Annotated in this window: 21 protein-coding genes and 1 rRNA gene; 15 read left to right on the top strand and 7 right to left on the bottom strand. The window is 71.3% G+C overall.

Features of this window, described 5'->3' with window-relative positions:
* The 8 genes from rrf to FHS39_RS17145 all read left to right on the top strand — a co-directional run.
* Nucleotides 1-86: ribosomal RNA gene (rrf, locus tag FHS39_RS17110) — 5S ribosomal RNA — on the top strand; the annotation flags it as partial.
* 73 nt (nt 87-159) lie between these two features.
* Complete coding sequence (locus tag FHS39_RS17115; RefSeq protein WP_184350235.1) at nt 160-804, top strand: HAD family hydrolase; 645 nt, start codon at nt 160-162, stop codon at nt 802-804.
* Between the two features lie 42 nt (nt 805-846).
* Entirely contained in the window at nt 847-2019 is a 1173-nt protein-coding gene (locus FHS39_RS17120) for an acetoin utilization protein AcuC (protein WP_184350236.1), read from the top strand.
* A 162-nt stretch (nt 2020-2181) separates the two neighbouring features.
* Complete coding sequence (locus FHS39_RS17125; protein ID WP_343069624.1) at nt 2182-3015, top strand: phosphatase; 834 nt, start codon at nt 2182-2184, stop codon at nt 3013-3015.
* A gap of 128 nt (nt 3016-3143) precedes the next feature.
* Nucleotides 3144-3353: a helix-turn-helix domain-containing protein gene (locus FHS39_RS17130; RefSeq protein WP_158705847.1), complete on the top strand. Its 210-nt coding sequence runs from the start codon at nt 3144-3146 to the stop codon at nt 3351-3353.
* Between the two features lie 110 nt (nt 3354-3463).
* Complete coding sequence (locus tag FHS39_RS17135) at nt 3464-3562, top strand: 30S ribosomal protein bS22 (protein ID WP_003948845.1); 99 nt, start codon at nt 3464-3466, stop codon at nt 3560-3562.
* A 237-nt stretch (nt 3563-3799) separates the two neighbouring features.
* On the top strand, nt 3800-4846 hold the full coding sequence (locus FHS39_RS17140) for an NAD-dependent epimerase/dehydratase family protein (protein ID WP_184350237.1): 1047 nt from the start codon (nt 3800-3802) through the stop codon (nt 4844-4846).
* 14 nt (nt 4847-4860) lie between these two features.
* The gene (locus FHS39_RS17145) at nt 4861-5907 is read left to right on the top strand and encodes a lysophospholipid acyltransferase family protein (protein WP_045932396.1); all 1047 of its coding nucleotides are present in this window, start codon (nt 4861-4863) and stop codon (nt 5905-5907) included.
* Nucleotides 5908-5981: 74 nt separating this feature from the next.
* Here the strand turns inward: FHS39_RS17145 and FHS39_RS17150 are convergent, their stop codons facing one another.
* From FHS39_RS17150 to FHS39_RS17165, 4 genes are all read right to left on the bottom strand, one after another.
* Entirely contained in the window at nt 5982-7172 is a 1191-nt protein-coding gene (locus FHS39_RS17150) for a DUF5667 domain-containing protein (protein WP_184350238.1), read from the bottom strand.
* A 214-nt stretch (nt 7173-7386) separates the two neighbouring features.
* Nucleotides 7387-8187, bottom strand: a complete 801-nt coding sequence (locus tag FHS39_RS17155) for an ECF subfamily RNA polymerase sigma factor, BldN family (protein ID WP_184350239.1) — start codon at nt 8185-8187, stop codon at nt 7387-7389.
* A 588-nt stretch (nt 8188-8775) separates the two neighbouring features.
* Nucleotides 8776-9723 (bottom strand): HAD family hydrolase, encoded by a 948-nt coding sequence (locus tag FHS39_RS17160; RefSeq protein WP_045932399.1) that lies wholly within the window; start codon nt 9721-9723, stop codon nt 8776-8778.
* An 85-nt stretch (nt 9724-9808) separates the two neighbouring features.
* Nucleotides 9809-10096, bottom strand: coding sequence for a glutaredoxin family protein (locus FHS39_RS17165; protein WP_425507791.1), 288 nt, complete (start codon nt 10094-10096; stop codon nt 9809-9811).
* Between the two features lie 384 nt (nt 10097-10480).
* Between FHS39_RS17165 and FHS39_RS17170 the strand changes: the two genes are divergently transcribed.
* The 6 genes from FHS39_RS17170 to FHS39_RS17195 all read left to right on the top strand — a co-directional run bounded on the left by FHS39_RS17170 (nt 10481) and on the right by FHS39_RS17195 (nt 16933).
* Nucleotides 10481-11260 carry a redox-sensing transcriptional repressor Rex gene (locus tag FHS39_RS17170; protein WP_184350240.1) on the top strand — a complete coding sequence of 260 codons (780 nt, stop codon included), beginning with the start codon at nt 10481-10483 and terminating at the stop codon, nt 11258-11260.
* The gene (locus FHS39_RS17175) at nt 11257-12642 is read left to right on the top strand and encodes a glutamyl-tRNA reductase (RefSeq protein WP_184350241.1); all 1386 of its coding nucleotides are present in this window, start codon (nt 11257-11259) and stop codon (nt 12640-12642) included. The genes FHS39_RS17170 and FHS39_RS17175 overlap by 4 nt, the downstream gene beginning before the upstream one ends.
* Nucleotides 12639-13622: a hydroxymethylbilane synthase gene (gene hemC / locus FHS39_RS17180; RefSeq protein WP_184350242.1), complete on the top strand. Its 984-nt coding sequence runs from the start codon at nt 12639-12641 to the stop codon at nt 13620-13622. The genes FHS39_RS17175 and hemC overlap by 4 nt, the downstream gene beginning before the upstream one ends.
* Nucleotides 13619-15268: a bifunctional uroporphyrinogen-III C-methyltransferase/uroporphyrinogen-III synthase gene (locus FHS39_RS17185; protein ID WP_045932403.1), complete on the top strand. Its 1650-nt coding sequence runs from the start codon at nt 13619-13621 to the stop codon at nt 15266-15268. Before hemC ends, FHS39_RS17185 begins: the two co-directional genes overlap by 4 nt.
* Nucleotides 15265-16257: a porphobilinogen synthase gene (gene hemB, locus FHS39_RS17190; protein WP_045932404.1), complete on the top strand. Its 993-nt coding sequence runs from the start codon at nt 15265-15267 to the stop codon at nt 16255-16257. Before FHS39_RS17185 ends, hemB begins: the two co-directional genes overlap by 4 nt.
* A gap of 226 nt (nt 16258-16483) precedes the next feature.
* Nucleotides 16484-16933 carry an ATP-binding protein gene (locus tag FHS39_RS17195; RefSeq protein WP_045932405.1) on the top strand — a complete coding sequence of 150 codons (450 nt, stop codon included), beginning with the start codon at nt 16484-16486 and terminating at the stop codon, nt 16931-16933.
* Nucleotides 16934-16955: 22 nt separating this feature from the next.
* Here FHS39_RS17195 and argS read toward each other — a convergent pair whose 3' ends face one another.
* Nucleotides 16956-18716, bottom strand: coding sequence for an arginine--tRNA ligase (gene argS / locus FHS39_RS17200; RefSeq protein ID WP_184350243.1), 1761 nt, complete (start codon nt 18714-18716; stop codon nt 16956-16958).
* A 160-nt stretch (nt 18717-18876) separates the two neighbouring features.
* Here argS and lysS point away from each other — a divergent pair, with 160 nt between their 5' ends.
* Nucleotides 18877-20595, top strand: coding sequence for a lysine--tRNA ligase (gene lysS / locus FHS39_RS17205; protein ID WP_184350244.1), 1719 nt, complete (start codon nt 18877-18879; stop codon nt 20593-20595).
* A gap of 80 nt (nt 20596-20675) precedes the next feature.
* Here the strand turns inward: lysS and FHS39_RS17210 are convergent, their stop codons facing one another.
* Both FHS39_RS17210 and FHS39_RS17215 read right to left on the bottom strand, forming a co-directional pair.
* Complete coding sequence (locus tag FHS39_RS17210; protein ID WP_184350245.1) at nt 20676-21389, bottom strand: DUF3558 domain-containing protein; 714 nt, start codon at nt 21387-21389, stop codon at nt 20676-20678.
* Nucleotides 21390-21505: 116 nt separating this feature from the next.
* A complete protein-coding gene (locus tag FHS39_RS17215) occupies nt 21506-22351 on the bottom strand; it encodes a hypothetical protein (protein ID WP_184350246.1) in 846 nt (281 codons plus the stop codon).
* Nucleotides 22352-22456 lie beyond the last annotated feature (105 nt).

Genomic DNA, 22456 nt, shown 5'->3' on the forward strand with positions numbered 1-22456 from the left:
GTTACATTCCGAACCCGGAAGCTAAGCCTTTCAGCGCCGATGGTACTGCATGGGGGACCGTGTGGGAGAGTAGGACGCCGCCGAACTAATTGTGAATGCCGTAGGCCCCAGGTCGAAAAGACCTGGGGCCTACGGCTTTTTTGCGTTTACTGTGGCGTCATGCGCTATGACCTCGTGATTTTCGACAACGACGGTGTGCTCGTCGACAGCGAGCCCGTCTCCAATACGATCCTTGCCGCATATCTGACCGAGCTCGGTCACCCCACCACCTACGAGGAGTCCGTTCGCGACTACATGGGCTCCGCCGTCCACCGCATTCACGAGCTCGTCCTCGAGCGCACCGGGCAGCGGCTGCCGGACGGATTCGACGAGGTGCTGCAAGCACGCGTCCTCGACGGTTTCGCTCGTGAACTCCAGCCGGTCAAGGGCATTGGCGAGGTCCTGGAGCTCCTGGTCGCCGAGGGCATACCGTACTGCGTCGCCTCCTCCAGCACGCACGAGCGCATTCGGGCCGGGCACCGCCGCACCGGCCTGGACGAGTGGTTCGAGGACGCGTGGGTCTTCAGCGCGGAGGACGTCGGCCGGGGCAAGCCCGCACCGGACCTCTTTCTGCATGCCGCCCGCGCCATGGGCGTGGAGCCGTCCCGCTGTGTTGTCGTCGAAGACAGCCCGCTGGGTGTGCAGGCCGCCGTGGCCGCCGGAATGGACGTCTACGGATTCGCTTCCATGACGCCGAGCGACCGGCTCGCCGCGGCCACGGGCCTCTTTTCCGAAATGACCGAGCTCCCCAGGCTTCTCGCCTAAGCCCGTGCATTCCCGTGCGCGCGATCGATTACCGTGACGGTCATGAGCGGCCGCGCACAGGTGATGTGGGACGAGGCAGTAACGGGCTACGACTTCGGTCCCGGGCACCCGATGGACCCGGTACGGCTGGCCCTCACGATGCGGCTGGTCGAGGCCTTCGGTCTCGACCGTGCCGCCCGCGTGGTGGCGGCAAAGCCCGCAGGGGACTCCACCCTGCGTCTGGTCCACCGCGAGGACTATGTCGCGGCCGTGCGCGCCGCGTCCGCCGACCCGTCGTCCGCCGACACTTCTTATGGCCTCGGCACCCCCGACGACCCCGCCTTCGCCGGGATACACGAGGCCGCCGCGCTGATCGCGGGGCAGTCGGTCAGCGCCGCCGAGGCGGTGTGGGCCGGCGAGGCCCTGCACGCCGTGAACTTCGCCGGTGGACTGCATCACGCGATGCCGGGCGCGGCTTCCGGCTTCTGTGTGTACAACGACGCCGCCCTGGCCGTCGCACGGCTCCTGGAGCTGGGCGCCGAGCGCGTCGCCTACGTCGATGTCGATGTGCACCACGGGGACGGTGTGCAGGCGGCGTTCTGGGATGACCCACGGGTGCTGACGATCTCCCTGCACGAACACCCCCGCACCCTCTTCCCGCAGACCGGCTGGTCGGAGGAGACCGGCGGGGACGCCGCCCAAGGGAGCGCCGTCAACCTGCCGCTGCCGGCGGGGACGGGGGACGCGGGCTGGCTGCGGGCCTTCCACGCCGTCGTGCCCGAGCTCCTGGCCGCCTTCCGCCCGCAGGTGCTGGTGACCCAGCACGGAGCGGACACCCACTTCGAGGACCCCCTCGCGCACCTGGCGGTGTCGCTGGACGCTCAGCGGCTCGTGGCGGAGGCCTGCCACTCCTTGGCGCACGAGCACGCGGAAGGGCGCTGGCTCGCCCTGGGCGGCGGCGGGTACGCGGTCGCGGAGGTCGTCCCCCGGGCGTGGACGCACCTGGTGGCGGTGGCCGCCGGGCAGCCGGTGGCGCCGCAGACGCCGGTGCCGGAGGAGTGGCGGGCCGAAGTCTTCCGACGCACCCGGCAGTTGGGGCCGCTGCGGATGACGGACGGCCTGGAGCCGCAGTGGAAGGACTTCGCGCACAGCGGTTACGACCCGGCCGACCGGCTGGACCAGGCGATCCTTGCGACCCGGCGCGCGGTGTTCCCCTCCCACGGCCTGCTGCCCTGAGCCGGATGCCGGATGCCGTCTGACGGCATATCGGCCCGCCGGCCCGCCGGCCCGCCGGCCCACCGGCCCGTATCCGCCCACCAGCCCGTCCGTTACCCCGCCTGTGGGACCCCCGGCCCGAAAGCCCCGCGGCCGTCCGTCCGGTGAGCAAGCATCAAAGGCGTGCCGCCCCCCGACTCTCCCGTCTCCCGCTCGTCCCTGCGGGCCCACCTGCTGGCCGCCCGGCTGGCCGGTGTCATCGCCACGCCGCGGGAGCGGAGCCTGCAGCGGTACCGGATGTTCGCGGCCCGCGACCCACGGGTGTTGCTCGGACTTGAGCCTGAATGTGACTGGTGTTTCGGTGACTTGTTACATCTGATGGGGCAGAGGTGCGGAGTTTCGGCCGATCCCAAGCACACTTCCGGGCAGGATGTGATCGACCCGGACCGCACCCTGGTGGCACTCGATGCCTTCGCCGACCGGCTGGCGGTGGCGGCCGCGGCCGGCGCGCCGGTGCTGCTCGGCACCGGGCACCCGCATCGGCTCCTGGGGTTCTACGCCTCGTTGGCCGCCGCCCTCTCGGCGGCGGGATGTGGTGTCCTCACCCCGGCGCAGGGTCGAAGTGTCGACATAGCGACCCGGTTCGGGGTACGCACATACAACCTTGACTACGTCCGAGGAGTCGCGCTGATGCGTGAACCCGGCGCACGCGCGCCGGGAAGTGAGCCGGGCGTGCATACCCATTCACCCCTCCCGCTTCGTATCGCGCTGGCCGCCGCCGCGGAGGCGGACGGGGTGCTGCCGGCGCTGGTCATCGGGGACCACGGGTGGGTCTGCGGGGCAGGTCAGATGGGCATTGAGGCCATCGGGCTGGCCGACTCCGACGACCCCGCGCCGTTCGTCGGGGAGGCCGAGGGGCGAGTGTCCGTGGCCGTTCCGCTTGATGACACTGTGCGGTCTGATTACTACCGACCGCTTACTCGCTATGTACTCAATCGAGCGTGTCTGTCACAGTAGGCGGCCGATGGCTGCTCCTCTTCCCCACTCGCATCACGCGCCCCTAACCTGGGGAGTGAGCGCGCAGCGACGAGGAGTCACCGGAGGGGAAGCCGGTGCGCGTCATGTGCGGAAGGTTCAGGTGTGTCATGGCTGCTGGCGAAAGGCCTCTCAGCGAGGTTCAGTTCCTGACCGTGGCGGAAGTCGCCGCGGTGATGCGAGTGTCCAAGATGACCGTGTACCGCTTGGTGCACAGCGGTCATCTGCCGGCGATCCGGGTGGGAAGGTCCTTCCGGGTCCCAGAGAACGCGGTGCACGAGTACCTCCGGGAGTCCTTCGTGGGGGTGGAAACGGCCTGACGGTCACCTCGGATTACGCTGTTCGCCCGGTGCCGGGTAGGCTGGCCCGATGTAGGTCGTGTGGGCTCGGACGCCCCGCACCGAGTGAATCGATGTAAGCGAGGGTAGTCGTGGGCTCTGTCATCAAGAAGCGGCGCAAGCGGATGGCCAAGAAGAAGCACCGCAAGCTTCTCAAGCGCACGCGTGTTCAGCGTCGCAACAAGAAGTAAGCGGCGCCGCTGTGCTCGTCCCGCAGCCCTCTCACCGTCATGGTGGGAGGGCTGCGGTGCGTTGCGGTGAGTAAAGCTTTCGCTACGGCTTGAAATGTCGCTCCACGCATCGGGTGGTCATCACAGCGCAACAACGACCCGCTACGGTGGCCGCGTCGGGCACCCGGCACGTCACATGCCGGGGCACCGCGTCAGGTCACCGCTCGCCGGGCGAGGGTGGGAAGGAAGGCGCTGATCTTGGGCAGGGTCGTGCTCGTCACCGGAGTCGCGCGGCAGCTGGGCGGCCGCTTCGTCCGCCGCATCCAGCGCGAGCCCGACGTGGACCGCGTCATCGGGGTGGACGCAGTGCCACCCGCGCACCGGCTGGGCGGGGCCGAATTCGTACGGGCGGACATCCGCCACCCCACGATCGGCAAGGTCCTCGCCGAGCACGCCGTCGACACGGTCGTCCACATGGACGTCAACGGCACGCCCCTCGGCAAGCGCGGCAGCCGGGCCACGGTCAAGGAGACCAACGTCATCGGCACCATGCAGCTGCTCGGTGCCTGCCAGAAGACGCCGTCGGTCAAGCGGCTGGTGGTCAAGTCCAGCACGAGCGTCTACGGGTCCGCGCCCCGCGACCCCGCGGTCTTCACCGAGACCACGCCGCCCAAGTCGCTGCCCGGCGGAGGCTTCGCCAAGGACGCGGTCGAGGTCGAGGGATACGTACGCGGCTTCGCCCGGCGCCGCCCCGATGTGGCCGTGTGCGTGCTGCGCTTCGCCAACATCCTCGGGCCCTGCGCGGACTCGCCGCTCGCCGAGTACTTCTCGCTGCCCGTGCTGCCCACCGTCCTCGGCTTCGACCCGCGCCTGCAGTTCGTGCACGAGGAGGACGCGATCGAGGTGCTGCGGATCGCCACCGGAGAGCCGGTGCGCGGCACGCTCAACAGCGGGACGTTCAACATCGCGGGCGATGGCGTGCTGCTGCTCTCCCAGGCCGCACGGCGCCTCGGGCGCCCCACGCTCCCCTTCTTCCTGCCCACCGTCACCTGGGTCGGCTCCGCACTGCGGTCGGTGGGCGTCCTGGACTTCTCACCCGAGCAGATCCGGCTCCTCACGCACGGCCGGGTCGTCCAGACCACGCAGATGCGGGAGACGCTGGGCTTCCAGCCCAGGTACACGACGGCGGAGGCCTTCGCCGACTTCGCGCGCAGCCGTGGTGCGGGGCTGCTGCCGCCCGAGACCCTCGCCCGTACCGTCGACCGGATCGCCGCGCTGATGCCTGCCGGCCGCGGCCAGAACTGAGGAGCGCACGCACCATGGCGGATGCGAAGGTCATTCCGTTCGGCGACGAGCCGCGGTCCAAGCGGCGGGCCAAGCGCCCGGCCCGGGGCGGCCGTACGGGCCGGGCGGCCGCGCCGCTCGCGCCCGTACCGCCGCAACGTGACGAGGCGCAGCAGGCGAGCGCCCCCCTGGAGGGCGGCGGCGAGCAGGCGGCGGCCGCGCCCCGGCAGGAGCAGGCGGAGGGCGGCTGGGACCGGAAGCTGGCGCACGGCCTGAACTTCCTGCGGCGGCGGATCACCGGCGAGTACGAGGTCGACGACTTCGGCTACGACAAGGAACTCACCGACCAGGTGGTGCTGTCGCTGCTGCGGCCGTTCAAGGAGAAGTACTTCCGGGTGGAGGTGAAGGGCATCGAGAACATCCCGGACAAGGGGGCGGCGCTGATCGTCGCCAACCACTCCGGGACGCTGCCCGTCGACGGGCTGATGCTCCAGGTCGCCGTGCACGACCACCATCCGGCCGCGCGGCATGTGCGGATGCTCGCCGCGGACCTGGTCTTCGTGCTGCCACTGATCAACGAGCTGTCCCGAAAGCTGGGGCACACGCTCGCCTGCGCCGAGGACGCCCAGAAGCTGCTGGAGCGCGGCGAGGTGGTGGGCGTGATGCCGGAGGGCTTCAAGGGGATCGGGAAGCCGTTCTCCGAGCGGTACAAGCTGCAGCGGTTCGGGCGGGGCGGCTTCGTCTCGACGGCACTGCGTGCCGGGGCGCCGATCGTGCCGTGCTCGATCGTGGGCGCGGAGGAGATCTATCCGATGCTCGGCAATTCCAAGACACTGGCGCGGCTGCTGGGCTTTCCGTACTTCCCGCTGACGCCGACCTTCCCTTGGCTCGGGCCGCTGGGCGTGGTGCCGCTGCCGACGAAGTGGACGATCCAGTTCGGCGAGCCGATCCCGACGGACGGCTATCCGCCGGAGGCCGCGGACGACCCGATGCTGATGTTCAACCTCACCGATCAGGTGCGGGAAACGATTCAGCACACGCTCTACAAGCTGCTGGTGCAGAGGCGGTCGGTCTTCTTCTGAGAACGGCTTCTGAGAACGGCAGAGGCGGTCGGTGTTCTTCACGAACACCGACCGCCTCCGGGTGAGCGGGCTTGCTACTTCTCTTCCTCGCCGTGGATGCCCAGCCCCGGGAGGATGTCCGGCAGCAGCGGCGGGATGGTGATGTCCGGCTGCCTGGACGGCTTGCCGTCCTTGCCGTGCTGGCGGTCCTGGCCGCTCTCGGAGCCGGACGGGGGCTGGAGCAGGCCCGTGCCGCCCAGGAGGCCCTCATGGTCGTCGCGGCCGCCGGGGGAGGACTGCGCGGGGTGGCTGCTCGGGTGCTTGCCGTCGGCCGTGGCGGGCGCCTGTGGCGTGGGCGCGGAGTGGCCCGCACCGCCGGACGAGCCGTGCGGGGAGGCACCGGCGCGGCCGGGGGTGCCCTGCGTGCCGTGGTCGGAGTGGAGCAGGGAGCGCAGCGGCTCGACGTCTTCGTCTATGGCGGCGAAGACCGAGCTGACCTCGTCGACCATGTCGGTGAGCTGAGGGGGCAGCTTCTGGCGCAGTTGGCTCCAGCTCTCGCGGTGCGTGGCCGTGAAGGACGACAGCAGCCGCATCGGGCCGAGCGAGCCGTCGCGCTCGTAGGCGGCGTGCAGCAGCCGGTGGCCCTCGGTGGCGTCGTGGGTCATGCCGGAGAGCGTCTTGCGGATCTCGGACAGCGACTCGTGGTCGAGGTGTCCGGAGCGGCCGCGCTCCATGAGGCGGCGGGCCTCCTGCATGCGGGTGGACGCCTGGTCGAGGAAGAGCCCGCCGCGGTCGCGGTCGCCGTCGGCCATGCCGAGCTTGAGGTCTTCCATGCCGCGCTTGAGCCCGTAGAGCGTGTCGCCCGGCAGGGCGTTGGAACTCGCCGCGGCCACGCCGCCGAACGCGCTCGCCGCGACGCCCACCGTGAGCCCGCCGGCCGCCAGGCCCTTGGACCACCGCGAGCGCGGCCTGAGCCGGCTCAGCCGGTGCGCGCCCCGGCTCGCCGCCGCGCCGGTGCGCGGCTCGGGGACGGTGGCCGCGCCGCCGCCCGCGAACTGGGCCTCCATGGCGGCGATCAGCTGCGCCCGCTGCACGGTTTTGACCTCGGCGTCCAGCTCGGGCACCGGCAGTGCGCCGAGCCCGCCGGCGAGGGCCAACAGCTTCCCCTGGTCGGCGTCTTCCGCCGATGGGCCGGACTGTGCGGCCGCAGCACCCTGGAGGTCCTGGTCCTCCAAGGCCTGGGCGAAGGCGTTCGCCCGCCGGTGCGCCGATACGTTCGCGATCACGGGCGGCACCTCCTCTCGTCATGACGGTCGACTCCCCCGGGCACCTGAAGGGTTGCACGCCATGGAGGCATCCACTCGATCGAGTGAGTGAATGCGGGCATGACGTGACATCGGGAAGTCTGCATCCCGGACAACGAGCGGCGCGGCAGTCGGGTTACGCGGCCGGGGCGAGGTGGCCGCCGTCGAGTGAAGGTTGGCATGAAGTCGGCGAGGATCAGCGGGCGTCGTCCGGGAGAAGTCTTGCCAGGGTGCGCACGGCGCGGTACTGGAGGGTCTTGATGGCGCCCTCGTTCTTCCCCATCACGCGGGCGGTCTCGGCGACCGACAGGCCCTGGAGGAAGCGCAGCGTGACGCACTCCTGCTGCTGGGGGTTGAGCTTGCGGACCGCCTCCAACAGGGCGGCGTTGGAAAGGGATTCGAGGACGGAGTCCTCGGGGCTGCGCTCGACCTCGTTGGCGTCGAGCATCTCCCCGGTGGTCACCTCGAGCCGGAACCGCGAGGACTTGAAGTGGTCGGCGACCAGATTGCGGGCGATGGTCACCAGCCAGGCCCCGAAGTCGCGCCCCTGCCAGGTGAAGGTGCCGATGCGGCGCAGGGCGCGCAGGAACGTCTCGCTGGTGAGGTCCTCGGCGGTGGCCCGGCCGCCCACGCGGTAGTAGATGTAGCGGTAGACGGTGTCGGCGTACTGGTCGTAGAGGCGGCCGAAGGCCTCGGCCTCTCCGGCCTGGGCGCGCTCGACCAGGTCGAGCATGCGGGCGCTGTCGCTGTCGGCGCTCGGGCGGCGGGCGGTGGTGGACGTGGCGGCCCCGGCGCCGCGGCGGGTGCGTCTGCCGACGGCCGCACTGCTCTCGGCGAGGGCGTAGCAGGGGCCGGCGGGGCCGACCGCTGCGGCAGGGGCGAGCGTGGCGAGGGCGGGGACGGCGTACGCGGTGGGGACGAAGACGCGCAGACGGTCGAGGACCGCTGCGCGCAGCGTAGCCAGGCCCGAGGCGTCAACCCCGACGTGTGGGTACACGGGACTCCCAGAGGCAGAGCTTCCATCACGTGCAGTGCGGGACCGTTCACTCGTCGTAGGGACAAGCTGGCACCGGTTTGCGTCTGAGGAGAATAACCCTTCGTACAGGCAGTGCTACACCGAGTTGCCTAAATCATCGTTTCCGTTCGCTCTCACTCCTATTGGTGGCCGATCAAATATCGAACTACCAACGGAAGTTGACCAGATTTGGCGATGGTGTGGCCGATTGGGCAGCGTGTTGTGGCAATCCGGACACCGAAGGACTGTCGGGGGCCGTGTGCGGGTATGACAAACGGATTGCCTGTGCGCCCAAGGTGGTTACGCGGCGTGGCGAGGAGGCGCGCCGAAGCGTCGCCCGTTCCGGTGACGGCGGCCCGATCGGTGGGGTGCGGACGGAAGGGGTCGCGCGAGGCGGCTTTGGCCAGCGTTCTGGCGGGCATCCGGAGCGTGATCATCCGGTACTGCGCGTGATCATCGACGGGCCCGGGGCACGGCCCGTCGGCAGCGCGCATCAACCGGCGGCGCCGGAGATCACCCGATCCGGTGCCGCCGTCCCGTCCGGCGGGGTTGAACGCCCGGCCCGGCCGCTCAGCGGCGCCGGGCGCGGTGCAGTGCGACGGCCGCGGCCGCGCCGCCCGCCAGGGCGCCGGCGCCGGCCGCCGCCGGGAGGCCGATGCGGGCCGCCTTGCGGCCTGTCCGGTAGTCGCGCAGCCGCCAGCCGTGCTCGCGCGCGTGCTTGCGCAGCCGCGCGTCGGGGTTGATCGCGTAGGGGTGGCCGACGAGCGAGAGCATCGGAATGTCGTTCGCGGAGTCGCTGTAGGCCGCGCAGTGGGACAGCTCCAGGCCCTCGGCCGCGGCCAGGGCCCGGACCGCCTCGGCCTTCGCCGGGCCGTGCAGCATCTCGCCGACGAGCTTGCCGGTGTAGACCCCGCCGACGGACTCGGCGACGGTGCCCAGTGCGCCGGTCAGGCCCAGGCGGCGGGCGATGATCGTGGCCGTCTCCACGGGGGCCGCGGTCACCAGCCAGACCTTCTGCCCGGCGTCCAGGTGGGCCTGGGCCAGGGCGCGGGTGCCGGGCCAGATGCGCTCGGCCATGTACTCGTCGTAGATCTCCTCGCCGACGGTCATCAGCTCCGAGACCCGGTGGCCCTTGACGATGGAGAGCACGCTGTCGCGCGCTTCCTGGATGTGCTCCGGGTCCTCGATGCCCGCCAGCCGGAACCAGGTCTGCTGCCAGGCGAAGCGAGCCAGTTCGCGCTTGCCGAAGAACTCCCGCTTGTACAGTCCGCGGCCGAAGTGGAATATCGCGGCGCCCTGCATGACGGTGTTGTCGAGGTCGAAGAAGGCAGCCGCCTTCTCGTCTCCCGGCACGGGGAAGTCCGGCTCCGGCGGTGGGGTGCCGCCCGGCCCCGCGGCCAGGGACTCCTCGCTCTCCCGAGCGGACTTGCGGGCAGCCTCAGCCGCGGCCTCGCCTGCCAGCACGCTGCGTGCGGTGGCGGAGCGGCGGCGGTGTGTGAGCCATCCGAGTGCGGCCATGCCGCGAGCATAGCCAGTTTGTTCGGGGTAACCGGAAGCCGGGACGGCGCGATGGCGTGAACAGTGCGTATCCGGGCGGTCACGGCTACCCGGCGAGGGCCTTGCGCAGCCGGTCCGGGTTCACCCGCCAGAAGTCGTGCTGGGCGCCGTCGACGAGGATCACCGGGATCTGCTCCCAGTACTTGCGGTACAGCTCCTCGTCCTCGGTGATGTCCTTCTTCTCCCAGCGGGCGCCCAGCTCGCCGCAGACCTCGGCGATGACCGCCTCCGCGTCGTCGCACAGGTGGCAGCCGGGCTTTCCGACGAGCGTGACCAGGCTGTCGGCGGGGTTCTTGCGGGGGGCGCGGCGCAGCAGAGGGCTCATGGCGGCCATTGTGCCCCGGCAGCGGGCGGCGTCGGCGGCGGCGATTTTGGGTGCCTGAGTCGACTACCATCGGTGGGCGTTTTATTGATGTCCGGGAGTTTTAACCGGCCGGGGGGCCGGGGGCGGCGCTCCGGCAGGAAGAGTTGCGGTGAGGAGTGAACGCCCGTGTCCCCGTCCGTGCGCCCGTGGTGCGGGTGTGGCCCATGTGGCGGTCGCGGTGATGCGGGCGATGGTTCCCGGATCGGGCCGAAACACCGCGTGACACCCATCACTTTGCCGGGGCAAAACGGACACCATCTTTGTGCACGCGTTCACAAAGGCATAGCCTGCGTTCGACGGGGCGGTCCTGGGACAAGGCGCCGCCTACAGCCCCGCTCTACCCGCAGGAGCACCGTGGCAACTGGCCGAACTCACCGACCGGCGACCCGAAGCCGAGGGATTCCCGAGGCCACCGTCGCCCGGCTTCCGCTGTATCTGCGTGCGCTGACCGCGCTCTCCGAGCGTTCGGTCCCCACGGTCTCCTCCGAGGAGCTCGCGGCCGCGGCGGGCGTCAACTCCGCCAAGCTGCGCAAGGACTTCAGCTACCTCGGCTCGTACGGCACCCGCGGTGTCGGCTACGACGTCGAGTACCTCGTGTACCAGATCTCGCGGGAACTCGGCCTCACCCAGGACTGGCCGGTCGTCATCGTCGGCATCGGAAACCTCGGCGCCGCCCTCGCCAACTACGGCGGCTTCGCCTCGCGTGGCTTCCGCGTCGCGGCGCTGATCGACGCCGACCCCGCCATGGCGGGCAAGCCGGTGGCCGGGCTGCCCGTGCGGCACACCGACGAGCTCGAGTCGATCATCAGCGACAACGGCGTCTCCATCGGCGTCATCGCCACCCCGGCCGGGGCCGCGCAGCAGGTCTGCGACCGGCTCGTGGCCGCCGGGGTCACCTCGATCCTCAACTTCGCGCCGACCGTGCTCGTCGTGCCCGACGGGGTGGACGTGCGCAAGGTCGACCTCTCCATCGAGCTGCAGATCCTCGCCTTCCACGAGCAGCGCAAGGCCGGCGAAGAGACCGCGGAGGGCGCAGCCGCCGCCACGCCCCGCCCGGGCGCGGCCGCCGCGCCCGCCGCTGCGGGCGGCAGGAAGGGACCGGACGGGGACGTGCCCGCCGTGATGCCGGCATGAGCCTTCTGGTCGTCGGCCTCAGCCACCGCAGCGCGCCCGTCAGCGTGCTCGAACGCGCCGCTCTGACCCGCGAGACGCAGGCCCGTCTGGTGCACGACACGCTGACCGCCGAGCCCGCCACCGAGGCGGCGGTGCTGGCCACGTGCAACCGCATCGAGCTCTACGCCGACGTGGACAAGTTCCACGCCGGTGTGGCCGAGCTGTCCACGCTGCTCGCCCGGCACTCGGGCGTGTCGCTGGAGGAGCTCACTCCGTATCTCTACGTGCACTACGAGGACCGGGCCGTCCACCACCTGTTCTCGGTGGCGTGCGGGCTGGACTCGATGGTCGTGGGCGAGGGCCAGATCCTCGGCCAGATCAAGGACGCGCTCGCCCTCGGCCAGGAGCTGCACACCGCCGGGCGGCTGCTGAACGACCTGTTCCAGCAGGCCCTGCGGGTCGGCAAGCGCGCCCACAGCGAGACCGGCATCGACAAGGCCGGCCAGTCGCTGGTGACCTTCGGCCTGGAGCGGCTGGCCTCCGGTGTGCCGGTGGCCGACTGGGTCGCGGGCAAGCGCGCCCTGGTGATCGGCGCCGGCTCGATGTCCTCGCTCGCCGCGGCCACGCTCGCGCGCGCGGGGGCCGCGCACGTGGCCATCGCCAACCGCACCCTGGAGCGGGCCCGGCGCCTGGCACAGATACTGACCGAGCCCGGCGGCCCGGGCACCGCGGGGTTCACCGCTTCCGCCGTCGAGATGACGGCCGTCGCGGAGGAGCTGGCGCTCGCGGACATCGTCGTCTCCTGCACCGGCGCCACCGGCCTGGTGCTGACGGTCGAGGCCGTACGGGACGCGCTGGCCGCACGGCCCGCAGCCGCGGACGTGACGCTGGCCCTGCTCGACCTCGCGATGCCGCGCGACATCGACGCCGCCGTCCACCGCCTGGAGGGGCAGGGCACCCGGCTCGTCGACATCGAGACGCTCGCCGAGGCCTCCGCGGACGCTCCGATGGCCGCCGACGTCGATCAGGTGCGCTCCATCGTCTCCGACGAGGTCGCCGCCTTCGGCGCCGCCCAGCGGGCCGCGCACATCACCCCCACCGTGGTCGCCCTGCGCACCATGGCCGCGGACGTCGTGGCCGGCGAGATCGCCCGGCTCAACGGCCGCCTGCCCGACCTCGACGACAAGCAGCGCGCGGAGATCACGCAGACCGTGCGCCGCGTCGTCGACAAGCTCCTGCACGCGCCCACCGTCCGGGTCAAGGAGCTTGCCTCCACCCCGGGCGGCGCCGGCTACGCCGACGCCCTGCGAGAGCTCTTCGACCTCGACCCGCAGGCGGTCGCCGCCGTCAGCAGGGCGGACACGCGTGCCGACAGGCACAACACAGCACGGGAGTCGGCATGAACGACACCTCCACCACGGCGGCCGCCGGCCGTCCGCTGCGGTTGGGCACCCGCCGCAGCAGGCTCGCCATGGCCCAGTCCGGCATGGTGGCCGACGCGGTCCGGGAGCTCACCGGGCGCCCGGTCGAGCTGGTCGAGATCACGACCTACGGCGACGTCTCGCGAGAGGCCCTCGCGCAGATCGGCGGCACCGGCGTCTTCGTCTCCGCGCTGCGCGACGCGCTGCTCGCGGGCGAGATCGACTTCGCCGTCCACTCGCTCAAGGACCTGCCCACCACACAGCCCGACGACCTGACGCTGGCCGCGATCCCGCTCCGCGAGGACCCGCGCGACGTGCTGGTCGCCAGGGACGGCCTGACCTTCGAGACCCTCCCCGAGGGCGCCCGCATCGGCACGGGCTCCCCGCGCCGCATGGCGCAGCTCAACGCCTGGGCGCGCGCGCTCGGCCGGAGGATCGAGACGGTGCCGATCCGTGGCAACATCGACACCCGCATCGGGTTCGTCGCCAAGGGCGAACTGGACGCCGTCGTGCTGGCCGCAGCGGGCCTGAACCGCATCGGCCGGATCGGCGAGGCCACCCAGTTCCTGGAGCCCGACACGGTTTTGCCCGCCCCCGGCCAGGGGGCACTGGCGATCGAGTGCGCCTCGACCAACGCACCGCTCGCCGCCGCGCTCGCCGAGCTCGACGACCCGCACACCCGGGCCGCCGTGACCGTCGAGCGTTCCCTGCTCGCCGCCCTGGAGGCCGGCTGCTCCGCACCCGTGGGTGCGCTGGCCGACCTCCAGGCCAGCGGGCAGGTTGTCACCGAAATGCGCCTGCGTGGCGTCGTCGGCACCACCGACGGCAAGACGCTGGTGCAGCTGTCCACCACCGGTCCCGTACCCGCGTCCGAAGAGGACGCACTTGCACTCGGCCGCGAACTCGCCGCCGAGATGCTCGCCAAGGGTGCGGCCGGTCTTATGGGGGAGCGAGCACATTGAACCCCACCGCCCCGAACCACCCCGCGCACGGGCACGTCACCTTTCTCGGTGCCGGCCCCGGAGACCCGGGCCTGCTGACGCTGCGTGCCGTGGAGGCACTGGCGGCCGCGGACGTCCTGATCGCCGATCCGCAGGTGCTCGACGTGGTGCGTGCACATGCCCGGGCAACCGTGGACATGCCTGCGCAGACGGTTACTGACGAGTCGTCAAAGGCCGCCGAGATCCCTGTCCTTAGGGACACCGCCAATCTTGTCATGACGGCCGCGCGCGGCGGCAAGCGGGTCGTCCGTGCGGTCCTCGGCGACCCCGGCCTCGACGGCAACGCCGCCGACGAGATGCTGGCCTGCGCCGACGGCGGAGTCACCTTCGAGGTGGTGCCGGGCGTCGCCACGGCCGTCGGCGTGCCCGCCTACGCCGGGGTGCCGCTGCGCGACGGGCAGGGCGGCGACGTCCGGTTCGTCGACGCCCGTACCGCCACCGCCGTCTGCTGGGCCGAGGCCGGCACCAGCGAGGCGACCGCGGTGGTCTCCGCCACGCTGGGCACGGTCGTGGCCGCCGCGGGCGAGCTGGTCGCCGCCGGGCGCCGGCCGCAGACGCCGGTCAGCGTCACGGTCGCCGGCACCACCACCCGCCAGCGCACCTGGACCGCGACCCTGGGCACGCTCGCGCAGGTGCTCAAGGCCGCCAAGGTGCTGCCGTCCGCCGACGGCGCCCAGCCCGTCATAGCCGTGGTCGGCGAGCGCAGCGCTGCCGAGCAGCGCGAGCGGCTCTCCTGGTTCGAGTCCAAGCCGCTCTTCGGCTGGAACGTCCTGGTGCCGCGCACCAAGGAGCAGGCCGCTTCGCTCTCCGACCAGCTCCGTTCGTACGGCGCCGTGCCCAGCGAGGTGCCGACGATCGCCGTCGAGCCGCCGCGTACCCCGCAGCAGATGGAGCGCGCGGTCAAGGGCCTGGTCACCGGCCGCTACGAGTGGATCGCCTTCACGTCCGTGAACGCCGTCAAGGCGGTGCGCGAGAAGTTCGAGGAGTACGGGCTCGACGCGCGCGCCTTCGCGGGCATCAAGGTCGCGGCCGTGGGCGAGCAGACCGCCAAGTCGCTCATCGAGTTCGGCGTCAAGCCGGACCTGGTGCCCAGCGGCGAGCAGTCGGCCGCCGGGCTGCTGGAGGACTGGCCGCCCTACGACCCGGTCTTCGACCCGATCGACCGCGTCTTCCTGCCGCGCGCCGACATCGCCACCGAGACCCTGGTGGCGGGCCTGATCGAGCTGGGCTGGGAGGTCGACGACGTCACCGCCTACCGCACCGTGCGGGCCTCGCCGCCGCCGGCCGAGACCCGTGAGGCGATCAAGGGCGGCGGCTTCGACGCCGTGCTCTTCACCTCCTCCTCCACCGTGCGGAACTTGGTCGGCATCGCCGGCAAGCCCCACAATGTCACCGTCATCGCCTGCATCGGCCCGGCCACCGCGAAGACCGCGGAGGAACACGGCCTGCGGGTGGACGTGCTGTCGCCCGAGCCCTCGGTGCACAAGCTGGCCGAGGCGCTCGCGGAGTTCGGGGCGGCGCGGCGCGATGCCGCGCTGGAGGCCGGGGACCCGGTCACCCGCCCCAGCGAGCGACGGCCCGGATCGCGTAGGAGGGCACGGAGTTGAGCACCACGTACGGCACGTTTCCCGGTTCCCGTCCCCGGCGGCTTCGGACGACCCCGGCCATGCGCCGCATGGTCGCCGAGACCCGGCTGCACCCGTCCGACCTGATCCTTCCCGCCTTCGTGCGGGAGGGCATCGGCGAGCCGGTGCCGATCTCCGCCATGCCGGGGGTCGTGCAGCACACCCGCGACACCCTGCGGAAGGCGGCCGTCGAGGCGCGTGAGGCCGGCGTCGCCGGGATCATGCTCTTCGGCGTGCCCGAGGATGCCAAGAAGGACGCGCTCGGCACCGCCGGCACGGACCCCGACGGCATCCTCCAGGTCGCCATCCGCGATGTGAAGGCCGAGGTCGGCGACGAGCTCGTCATCATGTCCGACCTCTGCCTGGACGAGTTCACCGACCACGGCCACTGCGGCGTCCTCGACGCCGAGGGCCGGGTCGACAACGACGCGACGCTCGAGCGCTACGCCGAGATGGCGCAGGTCCAGGCGGACGCGGGCGTCCACGTGGTGGGCCCCAGCGGCATGATGGACGGTCAGGTCGGCGTCATCCGCGACGCCCTGGACCAGACCGGCCACGAGGACGTCTCGGTCCTCGCCTACACCGTCAAGTACGCCTCCGCGTTCTACGGCCCGTTCCGCGAGGCCATCGGCTCCTCGCTGCAGGGCGACCGCAAGACGTACCAGCAGGACCCGGCCAACGCCCGGGAGTCGCTGCGCGAGCTCGCGCTCGACCTCGCCGAGGGCGCCGACATGGTGATGGTCAAGCCGGCGCTGCCCTACCTCGACATCCTGCGGCAGATCGCGGACGCGGTGGACGTGCCGGTCGCCGCCTACCAGATCTCCGGCGAGTACGCGATGGTCGAGGCGGCCGCCGCCAACGGCTGGATCGACCGGGACCGGGCGATCATGGAGACCCTCACCTCCGTCAAGCGCGCGGGCGCCGGCATGATCCTGACGTACTGGGCGACGGAGGTCGCCCGCAGCCTCTAGCGGCTTCGTGACGCACGGCAACGGCGGCGCTCCCCGGTGGGGGCGCCGCCGCTGTCGTTGGCACTCTTGCGTCTTCCTCGCGTTTGCGCAGCTCACGCATTGATCACAGACAGTGCACCGACGTCACCCACAGGGGTCGAGTCTCGTCGAAATGAGAGAGGAAGGGCTCCCAGCCTCCGACCATGACTACCGTGTGTGTCAAGCCGCTTACTCTACGGAGGCGTGCATGAGTCATGAACCTGAACTGACGGAAGACTGGGAGTACACCCTCCAGGTCCCGTCGGACCCCATGGCGCCGTGCATCGCGCGCCGCACCTTGCGCACCATCTTCGAGGAGCACGGCTTCCTGGAGCTTGCCGACACCGCCGAGCTGCTCACCTCGGAGCTGGTGACCAACGCCTACCGCTACTCCGACGGGCCCGCCTCCGTCCGCGTCAAGCGCGAAGGGGACCGGGTCCGCGTCGCCGTCTGGGACACCAACCCCCGGCTGCCCGCCCTCGAAGGCGTCACCCTGCCCGACGCCGAGGCCGAAGGCGCCGAACAGGGCAGGGGGCTGGGCCTCGTCCAGTGGTGCGCCGACAGCTGGGGCGGATTCGCGCTGCGCGACCAGCCGCAAGGGCTGGTCGGCAAGCTCATCTGGTTCGAACTGGGCGCCAAGGCCGCCAACACCGGATGACCCCCGCGGGGGCCCCGCGGGCCTACAGGCGCTCGGGCGTCCGCAGACCCAGCAGCGCCATCCCCTGACGCAGCGTGCGCGCCGTCAGGTCGCACAGCAGCAGACGGTTCTCGACGTGCGCCGGGGTGTCGGCCTTGATGACCGGGCACTGGTCGTAGAACGTCGTGAAGTGCGAGGACAGCTGGTACAGGTACGAGGCCAGCTTGTGCGGCTCGTACGAGGCGGCCGCCTCCGCCAGCGTCTCCCCGAACTGGTCCAGGTGCAGGCCCAGCGCGCGCTCGGCCGGGGCCAGCGCCAGCTCCGGGTGCGCCTTGGGGTCCGTGCCCTCCGCGCGGCGCACGATCGAGCGGATCCGGGCGTAGGCGTACTGCAGGTAGACCGCGGTGTCGCCGTTGAGGGAGACCATCTGGTCCAGGTCGAACTTGTAGTCGCGCGCGGCCGAGGTGGACAGGTCCGCGTACTTCACGGCGCCGATGCCGACGTACACGCCGTTCTCGGTGATCTCCTCCTCGGACAGGCCGACCTTCTCGGCCTTCTCCCGCACCACCGCGGTCGCCCGCTCGACGGCCTCGTCCAGCAGGTCCACCAGGCGGACCGTCTCACCCTCACGGGTCTTGAACGGCTTGCCGTCCTTGCCCAGCACCGTGCCGAAGGCGAGCTGCACCGCGTGCACGTCGTCGCTCAGCCAGCCGATCCGGCGCGCCGTCTCGAAGACCATCTTGAAGTGCAGCGACTGCCGGGCGTCCACCACGTACAGCAGGGTGTCGGCCTTCAGGTGCTGCACGCGGTCGCGGATCGCCGACAGGTCGGTGGCCGCGTAGCCGTAGCCGCCGTCCGACTTCTGCACGATCAGCGGCACCGGCTTGCCGTCCGGGCCCTTCACATCGTCGAAGAAGACGCACAGCGCACCCTCGGAGCGCACCGCGACCCCGGACTCCTCCAGCAGCCGGCACGTCTCGGCGAGCATGTCGTTGTAGCCGGACTCGCCGACGACGTCCTCGTCACGGATGAGCATGTCGAGCTTCTCGAAGACCGAGTAGAAGTAGATCTTCGACTCGTCGACGAACCGCTGCCACAGGGCGAGCGTCTCCGGGTCGCCGGCCTGGAGGTCGACCACCCGGCGACGGGCGCGCTCCTTGAACTCCGCGTCCGCGTCGAACAGCGCCCGCGCCGCCTTGTACAGCCGGTTGAGGTTGGACATGGCCTCCTCGCCGGAGGTCTCGTCCTTGTGGTCCAGCTCGTGCGGGTGCTCCATCAGGTACTGGATGAGCATGCCGAACTGGGTGCCCCAGTCGCCGATGTGGTGGCGGCTGATCACCTTCTCGCCGGTGAACTCCATCATCTTCACCATCGCGTCGCCGATCACCGCGGAGCGCAGGTGGCCGACGTGCATCTCCTTGGCCACGTTCGGCTGGGCCCAGTCGATGACCGTGGTGCCCGGCCGCTCCTTGAAGGGGACGCCGAGGCGGTCGTCGGCAGCGCGGGCCGCGAGCGTCTCGGTGATCGCCCGGTCGGCGACCGTGATGTTGAGGAAGCCGGGGCCGGAGACCTCGATCTCGCCGATCAGCTCACCGGCCGGCAGCCCGTCGACGACCTTGCCCGCCAGCTCGCGCGGGTTCCCCTTGAGCTTCTTCGCCAGCGCCAGCAGACCGTTGGCCTGGAAGTCCGCCCGGTCGCTTCGTCGCAGCAGCGGGTCCGCGGCGCCGGCCTCCGGCAGGGCGGCCGAGACGGCGTCCGCGATGCGCCGGTTGAGCGTGGAAGCGAGGGAGGGAACCGAAGCCATGAGGTGGGTGCCATTCCGGTAGACGGCATTGAGAGGAGTACCGAGTATCCCATGCGCCTACCACGGCACCCCCGGGATTTTCGCCCGCCCCGGGCAACCGCCGGACCACCCCGTCCGTCTGGGACAATGGTCATGCCAGGACCGTAAGGAAGGAAGTGCCGTGGCTCAGGCTCAGAGCACCGAGGCCGACTGGGTCTCCCGTTTCGCCGACGAGGTCATCGCCGAAGGTGAGCGCCGCGCCCCCGGCAAACCCATCGTCGTCGCATCCGGCCTCAGCCCCTCCGGCCCGATCCACCTGGGCAACCTCCGCGAGGTCATGACCCCGCACCTGGTCGCCGACGAGATCCGCCGCCGCGGCCACGAGTGCGTCCACGTCCTCTCCTGGGACGACTACGACCGGTACCGCAAGGTCCCGGCCGGCGTCGACGCCTCCTGGGCGGAGCACATCGGCAAGCCGCTCACCGCCGTCCCGGCGCCCCCCGGCAGCCCCTACGGCAGCTGGGCCGAGCACTTCAAGGCCGCCATGATCGAGGCCCTGGACGAGCTGGGCATCGAGTACCGCGGCATCAGCCAGACCGAGCAGTACACCTCCGGTGCCTACCGCGAGCAGATCCTGCACGCCATGAAGCACCGCGGCGACATCGACGCGATCCTCGACCAGTACCGCACCAAGGCCAAGCCCGGCGCGAAGAAGCAGCAGAAGCCCCTCGACGAGGCCGAGCTGGAGGCCGCCGAGGGCTCCGGCGCAGCCGCCGAGGACGACGGCAGCGCGGGCGGCGCGGGCTACTTCCCGTACAAGCCCTACTGCACCGTCTGCAACAAGGACCTCACCACAGTCACGTCGTACGACGACGAGACCACCGAGCTCGCCTACACCTGCACCTGCGGCCACGCCGAGACCGTCCTCCTCAAGGAGTTCGACCACGGCAAGCTCGTCTGGAAGGTCGACTGGCCCATGCGCTGGGCCTACGAAGGCGTGATCTTCGAGCCCAGCGGCGTCGACCACTCCTCGCCCGGCTCCTCCTTCCAGGTGGGCGGCCAGATCGTCGGCCCGATCTTCGGCGGCGAGCAGCCCATCGGCCCGATGTACGCCTTCGTCGGCATCAGCGGCATGGCCAAGATGTCCTCCTCCAAGGGCGGCGTCCCCACCCCCGGCGACGCCCTCCAGATCATGGAGGCCCCGCTGCTGCGCTGGCTCTACGCCCGCCGCCGGCCCAACCAGTCCTTCAAGGTCGCCTTCGACCAGGAGATCCAGCGCCTGTACGACGAGTGGGACAAGCTCGACGCCAAGGTCGCCGACGGCACCGTCCTGCCCGCGGACGCCGCCGCCTACAGCCGTGCCACGCGCACCGCCGCCGGCGAGCTGCCCCGCACGCCGCGCCCGCTGCCCTACCGCACCCTCGCCTCCGTCGTCGACATCACCGGCGGCCACGAGGCGCAGACCCTGCGCATCCTCAGCGAGCTCGACCCGGACAACCCGGTCACCTCGCTGGAGGAGACCCGGCCGCGCCTGGAGCGGGCCGAGCACTGGATCAACACCCAGGTGCCCGCCGAGTCCCGCACCATCGTGCGCGACGAGCCCGACACCGAGCACCTCGCCCGCCTCGGCGAGCAGGACCGCGAGTCGCTGCGCCTGCTCCTGGAGGGCCTGGACGAGCACTGGTCGCTGGACGGCCTGACCACGCTCGTCTACGGCGTGCCGAAGGTCCTCGCCGGACTGGAGCCCCACGCCAAGCCGACGCCCGAGCTCAAGGCCGCCCAGCGCGCCTTCTTCGCGCTGCTCTACCAGCTGCTCGTCGGCCGCGACACCGGCCCGCGCCTGCCCACGCTGCTCCTCGCCGTGGGGGCGGACCGGGTGCGCAAGCTGCTCGGCGCCTGACGGCTCCCGCAGCTCCCGTACGGAAAAGGGCCCCGGCCCGGTGATCGCTCACCGGGCCGGGGCCCTTCCGTTTCCGCGAACTACTTGTTGGCCTTGCCGACCGACTCCACGACCTCCTTGGCCGCGTCCTGCGCGTCCTTCTTCATGTCGTCCGCGTTGGGCGTCTTCGCGCCCTCGTAGCCGGCGCCGCTGTACTTGACGGTGATCACGACATTCGCGGTGCGGGCGACGACGGTCTCGTTCTTGAAGTCGTTGTCGTCCTTCTTTGTGCTGGTGCTCACCACGCTCGCACCGTCGCCGATGCCGCTGGCCTGCTCCGTCTTGGCGTCCTTGGCGCCGTCCGCCGTGGTGGCCGCCGTCGTCTGCTTCGCCGCGAAGTCCTGTGCGCGCTTCTCGCCCGTGCCCAGCGTCGGGTCCGAGGCGAACCGCTTCAGCGAGATCGTCAGGGTGCGGAACTGCAGGTCCTTGACGTCCTCGTCGTTCAGGCCGTTCCAGAAGCAGCTCGCCGAGTCGTTGGTGTCGGGCGTCGGAAGGGCCTTGCCCTCCTTCTTCTCCGCCTTGGGCACCATCTTGTCGACGGTCTTGTCGGAGATCGTCTTGCAGACGTCGGGCAGCTTGGCGTAGGTGGCCGCCTTCACCGTGGGGGAGGCGCCCGGCGTCGCGGTCTGCGAGGGCTTGGCCGACTCCTTCTTGGACCCGCCGGAGTCCGAGGAGCAGCCGGTGGCTACGAGCATCACCGGTACTGCGGCGCAGGCGAGGATTCGGGCGAGGCGCGGGGCTGTACGTCGGTGCATGGGTCCTTCGCTTCAGTGGAGTGGGTGTCGCGGGGCGCTTTCAGGGGCACGGTACGCCGCTCGCGCTTTCCGGCGGCCGAAATGCGGGGTTACTCGCCGGGCCGGAACCGGGCGGGTCAGTTGCCGAAGTGCCCCGCGTCGAGCTCGCGGGCCAGGGAGTGGGCCTTGCCCTGGAGGTCCTGGCTGGCGGGGATGTGCTGCTTGTCGGTGGACCACTGGTCGTAGGTGATCGTGACCAGGACGTTGGCGGACCGGAAGACGACGGTGACGTCGCGGTGCTCGCCGCCGCCGGCGGGGACGAGCTTGTCGTCGACGAAGGCGTCGTCGCCGATGTCGTCCAGGGCGCGCGGGGCGAGGCGGGGGTCGGCGGAGGCCGAGCCCGTGGGGGCGGGCGAGGCGTCCGCCAGCTGCGGGCCGAGGTCGCCCTTGGCGGCCGCGGCGGCGGTCGGGGAGGCGCTCGTCGAGGGGGAGGCGGAGGGACCGGAGGAGGGGCCGGAGGAGGCGGCGGCCGGGATGTGCGCGGCCATGGCCAGCCGCTGGTACAGCTGCTCCGCGCGCTCGTCGTCGCTGACGCCGGTCTGGTACGAGACCACGCGCTCGAAGTCCACGGAGAGGTGGCGGGTGCCGTTGGGGGTCTCCAGCTTCCAGCGGCAGCCGACGCGGCGGTCGGTGTCGTAGGTGATGGCCGCCTGGCCCCCGTAGATCTTCTCCGCCTCCTGCTCGTCGCCGTCGTCGGCGCCGGGCAGCATCCGCCGCAGGGTGTCGCGGTGGACGTAGTGGCAGGGCTCGGGGAGGCTGCGGTACTTGCCGGGCTGTGCGCCGGGCACGGAGGAGCCGGCCTGTCCGGCCTTGGCGTCGATGCCGCCGCCGCTGTTGCCGCCGCCCGTGCTGCACCCGGCGAGACCTGCCGAGAGCACGGCCGCGACCAGTGCTGCTGCCGGTGCGTACGCCCTTCGCTGCACTGTCCGTGGCTCCCTTCGCGCCGGGCGTCCGCCCGAAAACCGGTTGCTGCCGCGTGGCGGCGGCTGGACACAATGTGTACCGCACGGGCTGCGGAGTCTGCCGGT

Origin of the sequence: Streptomyces olivoverticillatus (assembly GCF_014203555.1) — a bacterium.
GTDB classification, from domain to species: Bacteria; Actinomycetota; Actinomycetes; order Streptomycetales; family Streptomycetaceae; genus Streptomyces; species Streptomyces olivoverticillatus.

Bases quoted from the DNA above. Each gene is read 5' to 3' on its own strand.
- FHS39_RS17195 (WP_045932405.1), top strand. From the start codon at position 16,484: ATGAGTCATGAACCTGAACTGACGGAAGACTGGGAGTACACCCTCCAG.
- FHS39_RS17115 (WP_184350235.1), top strand. From the start codon at position 160: ATGCGCTATGACCTCGTGATTTTCGACAACGACGGTGTGCTCGTCGAC.
- argS (WP_184350243.1), bottom strand. From the start codon at position 18,716: ATGGCTTCGGTTCCCTCCCTCGCTTCCACGCTCAACCGGCGCATCGCG.
- FHS39_RS17160 (WP_045932399.1), bottom strand. From the start codon at position 9,723: ATGGCCGCACTCGGATGGCTCACACACCGCCGCCGCTCCGCCACCGCA.
- FHS39_RS17145 (WP_045932396.1), top strand. From the start codon at position 4,861: ATGGCGGATGCGAAGGTCATTCCGTTCGGCGACGAGCCGCGGTCCAAG.
- FHS39_RS17175 (WP_184350241.1), top strand. From the start codon at position 11,257: ATGAGCCTTCTGGTCGTCGGCCTCAGCCACCGCAGCGCGCCCGTCAGC.
- FHS39_RS17120 (WP_184350236.1), top strand. From the start codon at position 847: ATGAGCGGCCGCGCACAGGTGATGTGGGACGAGGCAGTAACGGGCTAC.
- FHS39_RS17210 (WP_184350245.1), bottom strand. From the start codon at position 21,389: ATGCACCGACGTACAGCCCCGCGCCTCGCCCGAATCCTCGCCTGCGCC.
- hemC (WP_184350242.1), top strand. From the start codon at position 12,639: ATGAACGACACCTCCACCACGGCGGCCGCCGGCCGTCCGCTGCGGTTG.
- FHS39_RS17165 (WP_425507791.1), bottom strand. From the start codon at position 10,096: ATGGCCGCCATGAGCCCTCTGCTGCGCCGCGCCCCCCGCAAGAACCCC.
- FHS39_RS17130 (WP_158705847.1), top strand. From the start codon at position 3,144: ATGGCTGCTGGCGAAAGGCCTCTCAGCGAGGTTCAGTTCCTGACCGTG.